The sequence below is a fragment of the Streptomyces phaeochromogenes genome, assembly GCF_001418655.1.
Lineage (GTDB): Bacteria > Actinomycetota > Actinomycetes > Streptomycetales > Streptomycetaceae > Streptomyces > Streptomyces phaeochromogenes.
In genome coordinates, this window is record NZ_LIQZ01000423.1 from 1 (window position 1) to 13,060 (window position 13,060).

A 13,060-nucleotide genomic window follows, 5' to 3' on the forward strand; every position below is an offset into this window, starting at 1 on the left:
GAGGGGCATAAGCCCCTTTGGGAATTCCTGGCGGAATTCCTCGCCCCGGAATTCGCCTGGCGGCGAATTCTCTGTGGTTTATGCCGGGCCGCTGGCGCGTCCCTTGGTTTTGCGCGTGAATTTGCCTGGCGGCAAATTCTGGGTTTGTGGGTGGTAATTTGGGTTTATGTATTTTGCCTGGCGGCAAAATTTCTTGCTTTTGGTTTTTGTTAGGCCGCTGACGCGTCCTTTTATTGGGTTTGGGTGGTGTGAACCGTTGGAGCGCTGGCGCGCTCCGGGGTTTTCGCCTCTGGGATTCGCCTGGCGGCAAATCCTCTGTGGTTTGTGTCGGGCGGTTTTTGGATGTGGCGCGGTGTCATGTCGGGTGTCATGACTGGGTGTTGGGGGTGGTACGTGGCTGGTGGCCCGTGGGTGGATGGGCGGGGCTGGCGCGCCTGTCGGCGCTTGGTGGTTTTGTGGATGCTATGTAGGTGGGCGGGCAGTCGGCCTCTGCACCGTTGAGTGCCACCGGCTCCGAGGAGTTCGCCGTGCGGGCGAAGACCGCGGGTACCTCGAAGATCGGCAGCTTCCTCGCTGGGGAGCGGATCCGTCATCGCCGGCTTCGGCGTGCGGTATGGGGGCTGCACAGGGCTGGCAAACGCGCTTGCCTCGCCCAGCTCTCTACAGTGCGCTCGGTCTATCAGCGGGCCCTCAGCGCAGGCCGGTGGGGCGGCCGCCGTCTGTAAGTGGGGGCTGTGCGAGCGCCGGTCCGCGTAGGAGGGCGGCCGTCAGTTCCCGGCCTGCGGTGATCTCATCCTGCGGCGTGGCTGGGCGGGGCCTTCCCAGTGCCTCGTAGAGCAGGCCCCGGTGTACGTCGAACACTGCTCCTACTAGGTCCGCGTACCGTACGGCGCTCGCGATCAATGCGGTACGGGCGAGAGCGCTGCTGCCCAGGGCCAAGAGCAAGGCCCAGGGAGTCAGCACCGTCCAGGCCGTCAGTAGGACCGTCCATGTCCACCAGACCGCTACCGAGTCGAGCTCGGTCCTGGCCCCGGCGACCTCCGTGCGGGTCGTCTCGGGAAGCAGCAGCCACAGTGTGGGCCAGCAGCGCACCGCGTCGAGACCGTATTTATCGTGGACACGGGTCCCGCCAGCCCGTAGGACGTTGCCGAGCCGGGTGGGCATCACCTGGCCCCGGTGCCCGGGAATCTCCGTCAGCCGCTGCTCGTGGACGAGGAGTTGGTCGAGCAGGCCGGGGTCCACCGCCGCCGTCCCGTCCTCTTCCGTCTGGGCCGCCTCGTCGATTTGGGCGTATAGCTCGGCCCACTGCTCGTCCCACGTCTCCTTGCGCTTCCACTGCCTCGCGACGAGTCGCTTCCTGAGCGGCGATAAGGCGCGCGGCCAGTAGCCCTGGAGCACGGGCAAGGCCCCTCGGGCCAGTTGCTCGGCCAGCACGCCGGATGCCGCAATCAGTAGTAGTACAACTACGAGTACGCCCAGTTGTCCGACTGGGGTGAGCCGGGCTGCACGGTCCCACCAGGCGGTGGCGGCCGTACGGTCCGTGAGCAGCCACGCGCAGGCGCCGACGACCCAGAATCCGCAGGCAGGGCTGAGCAGCAAGCCAATGGCGTGTTCCGATACACGGCCGGTGAGACCGGCCCAGAAACTGGTGATCACTGCGGGGTCCGGGGCGCGGGCCGCACTCTGACGCCGTGGGTGGGGCACAGTGGCGGCAGGACACTGGCGCTCCGCCGGTGCCAAACGTAGTCGTCGGCCACAGGGCAGGTGTAACGCGGCGCGACGACCAGTTCGCCGGGGCCGCCCGGTCCGTGTCCCCGGCGGGCCGCGTCCTCTGGGGCGCCGTGAGCCTCGAACTTCGCGGTCCAGTCCGCGGTCTCCGGGTGAGCACGGAGCAGCGTGCGCACCTTCGCGGCTGCAGCTTCCTCGTCACGGGTTGTCAGGTCGAGCGCCCTGGCGAGGCAGAAATCCAGTTCCTGGCGCGTGCTCAGCCTCTCCGGGAAGAGTTCGGTCAAGTAGGGGCGGATTGCCCGGCCGGCTTCCAGTGTCTGCTCCCATGCCGGTTCCATGGTCACCATCCCGTGTAGGTGAATGCGGCCCAGTGATCGGGCGCAGCGTACGAACGGACCGCCCGCCAGCCTGACTCCAGACTTGTGTCGGACGGCGGTCGCAGGGCCGCGAGGCCCGGATAGGCGTCGTACTTCTCGCCGTTGGTCGTGTCGCGCAGCCAGCGTTGCGCGTCACGCAGTGCCCGGACCGGTTCCTCACCGGCCCGCCACAGGTCGAAGAAACGGCGCACCAGCAGCGAGCCGGACACGTCCTGGATCTCCCACAGCGTCCCCACGACCCCGGCCGTGCCCGCCTGGATCATCGCGGCGGGAAGGCCTATCGCCTCTTCCGGCAGATGTGCGCCGATCACGGCGGTCTGGCATGCCGACAGCATCGCGAGCCGGGCTCGCAGGCCGTGGGTGTCCAGCAGGTCCCGGACGGTGACGGTGTCGGTGCCGTTGAGGTACAGGGTCCCGGAGAGCGGGTCGAAGACGTCCGACCGGCCGTGGCAGGCGAAGTGGAGGACGGAGTGTTTGGGGAGCGCGGCCCGTACCCGCGCGGCCGTCGCCGCCTCGCCGGAGAGGCGCCGGCCGCGCCCCCACAGGGCGAGTACGTCGCGGGCCTCCTCCGCGGCGTGGGGCAGTGGGGGCATGTCCTTCCGCTCGCCGACGTCGACGGTGAGCAGCGTGTCCGGCTCGACGCGTGCGGCGAGCGCCGAGCAGGCGGCGAGGGCCTGGGCGCTGGGGGCCATTGTCAGGGCGCAGACGTCGACGACGAAGCGTGGTCGCGAAGCGCCTTCTGGGTCCGGCGGCCTGGCGTCCGGGAGCCGGGCGGCGTGCAGGGGCAGTAGTCCCAGCAGCCCGTACGGGACGACCGCCAGCACGCCGTCGCGGGGCATCAGATCGAGGACGGGGACGAAGAGTGCTTCGCCGAGCCAGCGGGTGACCCGGTCCAGTACGCGCCGCCAGCGGTCGGGATCCGCCGAGCGTACGTACTGGGCGGAGGCGAACTCCGCCACGTGTAGCGACACTTGTGCTGCGTCGACGCCGTTCAAAGATCGTGCCGTGATCCGGCCCGCACGGTCCACGGCGATGGCGACGGCGCCGTGGCCGCCCGCCGCGAGATACAGCAGCGGCCGGTTCCGGGCCACCGCACGTACGTCCTCGATGTCGGGAGCGGCGAGGAACTGGGTGAATCCAGGGACTTGCCGGATCTGCCGGACGATGTCGTGCTGGGCGTCCTCCTCTGCTGCCCGCTGCCGTTGGAGGGCGTCCGGGTCGGTGGCCGCGTGTCCTTGCCCGGCGAGCAGCCCCTCCAGCTCCGTCAGCCGTACCCCCGAGGCGTGGAAGGCGTCCGCCAAGTCCGGGTGTCCGGCCACCCGCAGCCGGTCGAGCGCGGAGCGGTCGCGGGCCAGGGCGTCGGCCAGGAGCCGGGCTCGGCCGCGTTCGAGTGCGCGGAGGGCTCCTTCCGGATCGTCCGTGCCGACCAGCGACACCGCCGCGTCCGCGTGGAGATCGGGCGTCTGTCCCAGCGACATCTCGCGGTGGGCGCGGGCCGTCTGGATCCGGTAGAGCTGGTCGGCGGCGTCGAGGGCCTCGGTCAGCGCGTCGGCCGACTCCGGCCAAGCGGCGCGCTCGGCGGCCCACAACCCCCAGGTCCGGCAGACACGCAGCCGTACGGCCGGCTGTACCTTGGCCGCCCCGGCCGCGTCCCGGAAGGCCCGGCTCGCGGCGTCCGTGGCGTCGGCCGCGCTGTCCGGGCGGGCCGCCTGCAGGGTCAGCACGGAAGCCAGGCCGAGCAGCCTTTCGGCACGCTCGGCGGGAGGTGCGGTGGCGACTGCCTCCTGTGCGGCCGTCTCGGCCTCGGCGAGATCGGATACCTGGCCGAGCAGGCAGTAGCGCAGGGTGAGGGCCCGCCCGAGGGCGGCGAACACATGGGCCCGGTCGGCCGACTGTCCGGGTACAGCCGAGACGCCTTCCCTGGCCTTCTCGACGGCCTCGGCCAGCGCCCTCAGATCAAGCGTCCGTTCGACCTGCTCGCACAGGCTGTGGGCCAGGCCGCCGAGGCGGACCGGCTGGGAGCGCGCACCGGCCGGGGTGTCGGCGAGCAGCTGGCGGGCGGCGTCCACGCGGCTGTCTGCGCCGGACCCCGGCTCGGCCGTCCCGGTCGGTGTGACGGTGGTGCGCCGCTCCCTCAGTGCCTCCCGCATGCCCATCGCGTTCTGCTGCAGCCGGGCCAGGTCTGGGGCCGACGCCGGGATGTCGGCCATGGCCGATTCCGTCAGGGCCAGTGACCTCTCGGCATCCCGGATCCTGCCGTGCAGCCGGTATCGCCCGGCGAGCGCCACGGCGAGGCTGCCCCGCGCCCACGGCCACGCCCTGGCCTGGTGCACCGCCTCCTCCAGGACCTCCACCGCCTCCGCTGCGTCCTGCTGGTGCCCGGGCAGTTCCGCGCGGGCGATCAGACAGCAGCCGAGCGCGTCCAGGGCGGTGGCCGACCGGTCGTGCGCCACGGCGCGGCGCGCCATGTCGACCATGGCGCAGGCGTCGGCCGGGTCTCCGTAGTGTTTGAACCGCAACAGGAGTGCCCCGGTCAGCCGGACGCAGCTCGTGCTGCGGTCGGGCGTGTCTTGCGCAGCGGCCGCGGAAGAGTCTTCCGCCTCGGTGAGCACGGTGACGGCCTCGTCGATCACGGCGTGCTCGGCACAGATCTCGAAGGCGACCGTCAGCTGGCTGCCGAGCGCGAGCAGCGCGGTGGGCAGGACCGAGGCGACGACGCGCCGCTCGTCACGCATCGCCGCGGTGAGTTCGTCCGGGGCCGCGGGTTCGGGAATCGGTGTGTGCCGTTGCATCATCGCGCGCAAGGCCGCCCGGGCGTCGTCCTCACTCCCCATCAGCTCCACGCAGCGACGTGCCGCGTGGACCGCCTCACGCGCGAGTTCCCCCGCCCTGTGTAACTCCCTTTCGTCGCCCGTGAGCTGAAAGCTCTCCAGCGTCATCCCGCTGACTTTCGACAGCAGGAGGGCTCGGCCGTACGCCCACTCGTCGGCCCAGGCCGGATGTCCGATCAGCTTCTCGAAGAGCCACTGTGCCTCCTTCAGCCTGCTCGGATCCTTGTTCTGGTCGTAGCGCTCCTCCGCTGCTCCGATGTGCCGGGTGGCCTGGAGGACAACGGGGTGGGCCGACACTGCCCGCGTCGCGGCGTCGTCATCGAGCAGCGGCTGCGTGGTCGCCAGGAGCAACAGTGCTTCGAGGGCCATCTCGGTCATGGGTCCTGCCTCTCCGGTTTCCCGGCCGGGCCGCCGGGATCCCCGCGGAGGACCGAGACGGCACCCGGGCGGGAGGTCCCGAGCGCCTTCGCCAGCGACAACCAGCGCTCCGCTTCCTTCGGTTGTCCTCTAAGGGCCTCGATCTCGGCGACCCGGGAGGCCGCTGCGGCGTGACCGTGCGCCGCTGCGAGCACCAGCCAGTGGTACGCGGTCTCTGCGTCGGTCTCGCGGGTCAGGTGATGGAGGTTGTACATGGAGCTGGCCGCGCCCGAGCGGGCGCCTTCGAGGTACCAGTGCAGCTCGGCCTCCGTGTCGCCCGCCTCGCCGGCCAGGATGCCGAGGTTGTGGGCGCCCCGGCCGTCGCCCTGCTCGGCGGCCCGGTGATAGGCGCGGCGCGCCGCGTCCGTCCGGCCGAGCCGGGCTTCGGCGATGCCCAGCATCAGCGGCGCGTCCGGCAGCGCGGGTGCGGCGGTGACAGCCTCGCGCAACCACCGGGCCGCCTCCTCGTCGGCGGAGCGCCCCAGAAGGACTCGCCCCAGGTCCCGCATGCTCGCCGGGTGCCCTTGCTGCGCGCAGGCCCGCCAGATGGCCTCGGCCGCCTCGATGTGGCCACCGGCCAGATACGCCTCGCCGTACGGGTGGACCTCGTCGAGTTCGCCGGCGCGCGCCGCGCGCTCCAGCCAGCGCACGGCGGCGTCCAGTTCTCCGCGTGAGGAGAGCAGCGCGGCGAGCAAGAGCTGGGAGGAGGGGTGGCCAGCATCGGCGGCCTGTTCGAGCAGTTCCTCCCCCCGCTCGGACACGCCCTGCTTGACGAAGTGCGCCCCGAGGGCGGCTTTCGCGTCGAGGTCACCTTCGGCCACGGCTCGCTCCAGCCAGCGCACCATCATGGCCTCGTCGCCCCGGTCCCGGGCCAGGTGGGCTCGGAGCAGGGTGTTCTTCGGGTCCCCAAGCTGCCCGGCCCACTCGGCCCAGCGTTCGCTCTCCGCATGGTCGTCGTGGGCGGACGCGGCGAGCGCGAGGGCGCCGGCCGCATCGATGTCCCCGGCTTCCGCCGCATAGCGCTCCCACCGGTCGGCCTCTTCCCGGGCGCCGTGCCACCGCAGTTCATCCACCAGTCGCCCGGCCACCGTGGGATCGTTCTCGACGGCCCGCTCCAACCAGGGCCGGGCCTCGTCCGCACGCCCCGAGAACAACAGCAGCCGTCCCAGGTGGAGAACCGCCTCGGCGTCGTCCTCGTCCACCGCGCGCCGCAGCCAGCTCTCCGCCTCGGCTGGACGGCCCGCGTCGGCCAGAGTGCACCCGAGTTCCCGCATGGCCACCGAGTCCCCGTGCTCGGCGGCGGTGCCCAGCCACTTCTCCGCCGCGTCGAACATCCGCTGCTCGGCAAGAGCGCTGCCGATCACCTCTGCCGCGCGGAGGAAGACACGGCTGTGCGGACCATCGGCGGACGCCCGGTCGAGCCATCGTCGGGCCGCGTGGAGCCGCTCCGGTGTCCCCGTGAACCGCGCCCGCCGCCGGGGGGCGTCATTCATCCGGCAGTCTCATCCGTGCGGGATCCGTCCCGGCGTTCCGGAGGAACTCCAGCCAGGCCGTACGCTGCCGGATTACGCGGAGCATCATCGGGGCGCCGATCATCGTCGCGTGCAACTCCAGCAGCCGTAAACCGGCCTGCGCCCGGTCACCGAGCAGTTCGGGCTCGCCGCGCACCGCGGCCAGCACCTCACGCGTGCTCCCCGCGCGCAGGAGCGCGGCCAGGGCGGGGAAGATCGGGTTGCCGGGTTCGGTCCTCTCCATGGTCGCGAGATAGTCAAAGACGGCGCCCCGCTCCCACTCCTCCTGGAGCAGCTGGGGCGGGTGCGCTCCGTCCCGCGCCCTGCCTCGTCGTCGCCAACCGCGTCGTGGGCTCACGGGCCAAGTTTCATGCTCCGCACGGGACTTGGACATACGTCAATGTGCACCACGCACCGTCCCACCGACGGTTCCGGGTGCCCCGGTGACTCGAGGACGTTCTTCGGGCCCGCTTCAGATCCTGTGTGTAGACCCCGGTCGGATCAGTGGGCGTCGTCCGGGCGTGCGCCTGGAGGGTGGCCCCTCCAGGCGCACGACGGCCACCTGTCTACCCGTCCATGTCCGCGGAGGCGGTGGTGGCCGTCTCCATCGAGGTGTTCGTCTTCCTCTTGGTGCTGCCGCCGGTCTCGGTGACGGTCATCTTCTCGATCGTCTTGGCGAAGGCCGTGCGCTCGGTCGTCTCCTTCAAGACCTTGGCGACGACGGGCTTGCCCGCGGCAACTGAGCAGCGCGTCGGGTGCTGGTCATGGTGTACGTCTGCTCAGCCGAGTGGTCGTCGGGGCTGGTCAGGTCGGCGCCGGTGCGGGCTGCGCACTGACCGTTCCTTCATTCAAGGCATGTTGTCGCAGTTCACAGCCCCTGTGGTTGAGATCGTGGCGGCCGCCGCGATAGTTGTGCCGGACTCGATCGCCGGGTTGCCGGGGTGGGTCTTCGGCGTGTAGGCGACGGTTGAGGTGGGTCGGGAACTCGGCACAGGAGCCGGTCCGTTGAGGTGTCGTTGGGCTGCGTCGTCGAGCGCGTCGTGGACTGGGAGGGCCTACATGGGCCGTGTGCCTGGTTCTCGACGCCGTGGCGGTGCACTGATGTTGAGCGCCCTCGGCTGTCGTTTGAGCAGGGGGGATGCCCAACTGAGCTGGAGGCAGGGGCCACTGAATGATCTTCAGAAGTGGCTCACGGCTCCAGGGAGTGGTAGCGCGTAGGTCATGATTGGTACCGAGGACTTCTCGCATCTCGACGGCGTCGGCTGCAACTGACGCGACCGAGGGGCACGCAGTGCTCGAGCACGACCCAAATCCCTGTCTGGACCACCAGGTGAAAGGAGTTCAGGACCCCCTGACGGTGGCGCCGTTGTAATCGGCGCCACCGTTCGACCCGATCTGAACTGCAGTTTCGAACAGTGAGGCACAGAGCAGTGACCCTCTCCAACGAGCCCTCGAGCTCGTCTTCCACGGGGACCGGGCCGTTCTTTCTTGTGGACGGCCGGCTGGTCCCCTGTACTCCCGCGCAGGACGCCCCCGGTGTCCCGGCGGGCTCGACGTTCTCGGCCTCGCTGGCCGTGCCGCCGGGCCCGTTCATCGTCATCAACGGCACCCTGCAGCCTTCCGAGCCGACCATGCCGGCGGCTCAAGTGTCCGTGCCGGTGCCCGGCTCCCCGCCGCTGGTCGTCCACGGCGTCGTCCTGCCCCCGCCCGCGGCGGGCACGGCGAGCGCCGCGGCCAACAGCACGGCGAACACGGTGTCCTGGCCGTCCGTGGCGATCACGGCGATCGTCGCGGCGGTCGTCGTCACGTGCATGGTCTTGGGCAAGTCCACCGAGGCGACCGTCGCGGGCGTCCTGCTGACCGTCCTGCTGGCCAACCACGTCCGGACCTCGCTGAGCTCCTGACGTCCTGGACCCCTCCGGCCGGGGCCCTGACGGGCTCCGGCCTTCGGGCCGGACAGGAAGGAGACCGGCGATGGCCCGTACACCCGACCCGCTGCCCCAGCGGGACGATCCGGTGATCAAGCTCGCGCGGTTCCTGCGTACCTCGCAGTCCGACGCCAGCACGATCACCGAGTCCATGACCTTGAAGAAGATCTCGCAAATGTCCGGGGTCTCGGAAGGCTCGCTGTCAAAGGCGCACAACGGCGATCCCCGCGTCTCGTGGCGCACCGTGGAGGGCTGGGTCCGCGCCTGCAACGGCGACCTCATGACCGCGCGTCGCCTGTGGAACAAGGTGTCCGAGCTGCAGGAGGAGAAAACCCCCACCGATGCGACCGCGCTGCAAACCCGGGCGTTCGGCTACTGGGAGCGCACCCGGGGCCGAGCGGTCGTGCCCGGCCTGGAGACCGAGACGCAGTTCCTCCTCGCCCTGACCGCGCTGCGCAAGTACACGGGCATGTCGCTGCGCGAGTTGTCGCAGGCCACCGAGCGCATCGGTGTCCCCTACAGTCGCGCCACCCTCGGCGCCATCCTGGCCGGGGAGCGTGCCATGACCTTCGACCACCTGGCCGCGGTCCTAGCCGGCTGCGGCGTGCCGGTACGCCAGCAGCAGGGGTGGGCGCGCACCTTCGCCGGTCTCGACCCTGCGCGTGACGTGCGCATCGGCTGGATGCCTCGCTCCCTGCGCAGGTCTCGCCTGGTGGAGCCGGCCCGCGAGCAGGCCGAGGACGTCGTCTCCTCCCCCGCGCGCACGCGCTTCGCGTTCGTGCTGGAGCGGGCGCTGACCGAGGAGGGCGTGACCATCAAGGAGTTCGCCGCACGCGCCAGGCTGGACATACCTCTCGTCGACCGCCTGTTCGCCGGCAAATTCCTGCCCGCCCACATGCTCTCCCGGGCGAGCGAGGCGGCCGTCGGGGCGAGCCCCCGGACCCGGAGGGAACTCACCATGCTGGCCCAGACGCTCGTACGCTCCCCCACCCCCGAGGAACGGCGGGAATGGGGCAGGTTCTGCCATGAGAGCGGGATCGCCGAGCCCTGGGCCGGGTAACCGGCCCGCTTCCCCAAGGGGCGGGTACGAAGTGTTCGTCGGCCTCGTACCCGCCCCTCCCTTTTGCTGCTTCGCTGCGTCACCTCAGGACGCGCGCCCGTCCGGCAGAATGCCCGTCGGGCGGGGCCGGTGTCCGGTCGGCTCGGGCACCACCAGCAGCACGGCACACGACGGCTCGGCGGTGTGTGCCGCGGTCCGACTCGATGAAGCACAGACATGCGCCGCCGGTCCCGTGCAGCATCGGCCTCTCCGTCTTCCCAGAGGCTGCGACCGGACGGTCGCGCACCGTGCCGGCTCACCGTGACCGCGGCCAGGAGCACACCGTCTCCTCGCCTGTCATGACTCCTCAGCCTCGCGCCCTGCGCGCGACGTGCACCTCCACCAACGTCTCGAGGACGTCGACGCCACCATGCCGTAGAAGGCCTCCGTGTTCGCGTCCACGGCGGACACCGTCACGGACGGCAAGCCGGTGCAGCCGCGCGGCTACGTCCAGCTCGCCGAAGGCCGCCCTCCGCCCTCACGTACGGCGGGGAGCGAGGAGCTCTCCTGGACCCCGTGAACGACGACAGCGCCGAGGTGGACGAGACCCGACGACTACCCACGGCCTTCGTCACGGACACCGCCCCGGTGCCGCTGGGGGCCGGTGAGAAGGACAGCCTCGGCGAGATGTCCTCGCCGCGGCCGAGGACAAAGCGGAGCCCGTCGCCGCACAAGCTCGACGGCCTCCCTCTCCAGCCCGCTGTCCCACTCGTGGCAGTTCTCCCTGCCGACGCGCTCCCTGTGCCTGAGTGGTCCGCCCGGCTGAAGCCCGCACGGACGGCGCTTCTCACGGCCGCGACTCGGCTCAGTCCGCGACCAGCACCATGCCCCGTCCTCTCGTCCCAAGGCCGGCTCCAAAGCCGGCTGCACCAGCCCTTGGGACGGCCGCACTGGACGGCATCCCGGCTCAACGCGGTGGCCTCGGCGAGCCTGCGAACCCGCAGGCTCGCGACAGCCCGGTGGTGACCGGACCCGGACATGCTGGAGGCGACCTGCGGACCTTCGTGGATTCACTGGATGGCCGGTAGTCGGTATCGGAACCTGCGATGGTGCGGCCACGCCGGCCTCGACATCCTGGCCACATCTTTCGTTAAAGCCTCCAGCCCCAGCCCGGAGGGAACACGGGTCAAGGCCGTTCAAACGCCGATCTTCGCCGACCGCCATGAGGTCGGAAAAGCCTCAGTCGCTCCACGAAGGCACAAGATTTCCGAAAGACGTTTTCTTCAAGGCACTTCTATCAGGCCTCCAAGAGCCCTGAGGTCTTTTCACATCACCCACGACCGAGAGGAATGCAGCACTGGCAGTTTCCGGTTCCATCCGCTTCGTGAGTCCGCTAAACCAAGAGAATCTAGCCATAGGAAGAAGACCGCCGCAGTTCCCAGCATCACACCCAGTCAGCCTTATCGGTGACCACTTCCATAAAACATGATCATGCACTCCAGAGAGCAGCAATGCAAAATGTCCGACATCACCTCCCTCCTATCTAGATTCAATGAAAAACGAAACATGACGTTCGCAATGGCAAATACTTTGTGGCGTTTGCATTTACGGTTTCTCTGGCACACCCCGTCCTGACGACAAAGAGCAGGCCCGTGCAAATACCGCCGGGCTCTGTGAAATACCCAGTTCATGCGGCACAGTGGTTCCCCTCTGGCTGACACCTCAACCTGCCCTGCAGTATCCCCTTGAGACGTCCACGCCGCCTATGGACCGCCGCAGTGCGATGTCCCGGTGTCCTGGCTGACGGCCCGCTCCCGTCTGGGCGACCGGCCGCACAGTAGGCACCCGTCCGATCTGGACTGCCGGATGCGCACCGAGCCACGCCCCGCCGGCGTCCAGCAGTGGCTTCGACGCCGACAACCGGCCCCACCGAATTGGCCATCGCTGGCGCCGACAGACGTTCGATGACGGTCTGCGGCGGCCCCACCCCGTAGCCGTACCTGCAGGTGGATGGCGGTGGGGCCGCTTCGGAACGTCACGCAGTGATCTGCGACCTCCCGGGGCCAAGTGGCCAATATCGAGGGGCCGTTGAACGACGTCACAGCCACCAGCGGCCTGCTGCGTACAGCCGCCTTCAAAACCACCAGTGTGCGCCGCCACGTCCATCACTGCCGGCACAGCCCAGCTGCCCGGCGTAAGACCCCTCAGGGCACGCTCCAGCGTCCTCGTCCGTGGGCTGTTGCCAAAAGGCCCTGTACCAAGGTCCCGGGATGGCCGCAGGCGCCCGTGAGACCAATCAGAAACTCCTGAGCATCTCCAGCCTGCCTCAGGGCCGCTGACACACTTGAGGCCTCGAGCGCTCCCCAGTACGGCTCGGCCACCCCACTGGCCGCCTGGATGAGGTCCAAGCATGCGGCCCAACAAGCCTCGTGCAGCCGCTGCATGCGTGGTCAAGCTGCCGCCTCGACAGTGCCCTGGCCGTCCCTCCAGCCAGCTAGGACCACGGTGTGGCCGACAGGCACAGCAATCCGGAACGTCGTTGGCAGTCACGGACCTGGCTGGGCCGGAGACCGGCGCCGTAACGGCCAGACATATCCGACCACGCAGCCCCCACACAGGCAGCCGCTCTCTTGCTTTCGCTCGAAACGCCAGCTTCGGCAGGCTTCAGCCCTATCCGATGAGCCGGGCAATCCTCCGCAGTGGCGTGTGGGCAGGGCCCAGCAGACGGACCCCGCCACACGCTCAGAGGCGCAGGTGAGGCTGCAACCAGCACCCACGCAATGCTTCCGTCACCCCGTCTGGACCAACAGATGAAGAATGACGAACAGCCGGGCACAGGAAGGCCCCTCTGCAGAGGCCTACGACGGTGCCTGAAGCGACCATACGCGACTCGCTTCGTGTTCCTCAGCATGAGCGAGGAACTCAAAGAACCAGAAGCCTGCGAGACACCGCGAGACAAATCTGAGGAATGGATGGCTCTGACCTGCTCAGACACTGCGGTTGTCTGCGGTTGTTCAGTCAGACCATGGCGTCAACTATTGCTGCATTGAGGCACTGTTGGCGCCTTGAACGCGGGGGTCTCCCACCTTGCCTTTCCCTTGTGAACGGCGCCAGCACTGCGCGGGAGACGAGACAGCGCAAAAGAATGGGCCCTCAGGCCGCTGCAAGGGCTTGGCATACCGGCTTTCAGGCCCGATCGGCGGCCGGGTCACGCTGCCCCGGTTGCAGG

The 13,060-nt window shown here is 69.5% G+C and carries 10 protein-coding genes; 4 read left to right on the forward strand and 6 right to left on the reverse strand.

The window, feature by feature from the left end; translation table 11 throughout:
* Positions 1-213, forward strand: a 213-nt coding sequence (locus AOK17_RS51795) for a hypothetical protein (protein WP_206190925.1), incomplete at its 5' end; no start/stop codon positions are given.
* A 477-nt stretch (positions 214-690) separates the two neighbouring features.
* Here AOK17_RS51795 and AOK17_RS41585 read toward each other — a convergent pair.
* The 6 genes from AOK17_RS41585 to AOK17_RS51055 all read right to left on the reverse strand — a co-directional run bounded on the left by AOK17_RS41585 (position 691) and on the right by AOK17_RS51055 (position 7,571).
* A complete protein-coding gene (locus AOK17_RS41585) occupies positions 691-1,599 on the reverse strand; it encodes a hypothetical protein (RefSeq protein ID WP_157881501.1) in 909 nt (302 codons plus the stop codon).
* Between the two features lie 53 nt (positions 1,600-1,652).
* Positions 1,653-2,075, reverse strand: a complete 423-nt coding sequence (locus tag AOK17_RS41590) for a hypothetical protein (RefSeq protein ID WP_157881502.1) — start codon at positions 2,073-2,075, stop codon at positions 1,653-1,655.
* Entirely contained in the window at positions 2,069-5,314 is a 3,246-nt protein-coding gene (locus AOK17_RS41595) for a CHAT domain-containing protein (RefSeq protein ID WP_055617841.1), read from the reverse strand. The genes AOK17_RS41590 and AOK17_RS41595 overlap by 7 nt, the downstream gene beginning before the upstream one ends.
* Positions 5,311-6,846: a tetratricopeptide repeat protein gene (locus tag AOK17_RS41600; RefSeq protein WP_055617842.1), complete on the reverse strand. Its 1,536-nt coding sequence runs from the start codon at positions 6,844-6,846 to the stop codon at positions 5,311-5,313. The genes AOK17_RS41595 and AOK17_RS41600 overlap by 4 nt, the downstream gene beginning before the upstream one ends.
* Entirely contained in the window at positions 6,839-7,222 is a 384-nt protein-coding gene (locus tag AOK17_RS41605; protein ID WP_157881503.1) for a hypothetical protein, read from the reverse strand. The genes AOK17_RS41600 and AOK17_RS41605 overlap by 8 nt, the downstream gene beginning before the upstream one ends.
* Before the next feature lie 208 nt (positions 7,223-7,430).
* Complete coding sequence (locus AOK17_RS51055) at positions 7,431-7,571, reverse strand: hypothetical protein (protein WP_157881504.1); 141 nt, start codon at positions 7,569-7,571, stop codon at positions 7,431-7,433.
* 783 nt (positions 7,572-8,354) lie between these two features.
* On the opposite strand from AOK17_RS51055, the gene AOK17_RS41610 reads away from it, so the two are divergent.
* The 3 genes from AOK17_RS41610 to AOK17_RS53705 all read left to right on the forward strand — a co-directional run bounded on the left by AOK17_RS41610 (position 8,355) and on the right by AOK17_RS53705 (position 10,411).
* Complete coding sequence (locus AOK17_RS41610; protein WP_157881505.1) at positions 8,355-8,768, forward strand: hypothetical protein; 414 nt, start codon at positions 8,355-8,357, stop codon at positions 8,766-8,768.
* A gap of 70 nt (positions 8,769-8,838) precedes the next feature.
* On the forward strand, positions 8,839-9,852 hold the full coding sequence (locus tag AOK17_RS41615) for a helix-turn-helix domain-containing protein (RefSeq protein ID WP_055617845.1): 1,014 nt from the start codon (positions 8,839-8,841) through the stop codon (positions 9,850-9,852).
* Positions 9,853-10,279: 427 nt separating this feature from the next.
* Entirely contained in the window at positions 10,280-10,411 is a 132-nt protein-coding gene (locus tag AOK17_RS53705; RefSeq protein ID WP_281198676.1) for a hypothetical protein, read from the forward strand.
* Positions 10,412-13,060 lie beyond the last annotated feature (2,649 nt).

What these genes read in the sequence shown, in the direction of transcription:
- AOK17_RS41600 (WP_055617842.1), bottom strand. Translation starts at nt 6,846, where the DNA reads ATGAATGACGCCCCCCGGCGGCGGGCGCGGTTCACGGGGACACCGGAG.
- AOK17_RS41595 (WP_055617841.1), bottom strand. Translation starts at nt 5,314, where the DNA reads ATGACCGAGATGGCCCTCGAAGCACTGTTGCTCCTGGCGACCACGCAG.
- AOK17_RS41590 (WP_157881502.1), bottom strand. Translation starts at nt 2,075, where the DNA reads ATGGTGACCATGGAACCGGCATGGGAGCAGACACTGGAAGCCGGCCGG.
- AOK17_RS41615 (WP_055617845.1), top strand. Translation starts at nt 8,839, where the DNA reads ATGGCCCGTACACCCGACCCGCTGCCCCAGCGGGACGATCCGGTGATC.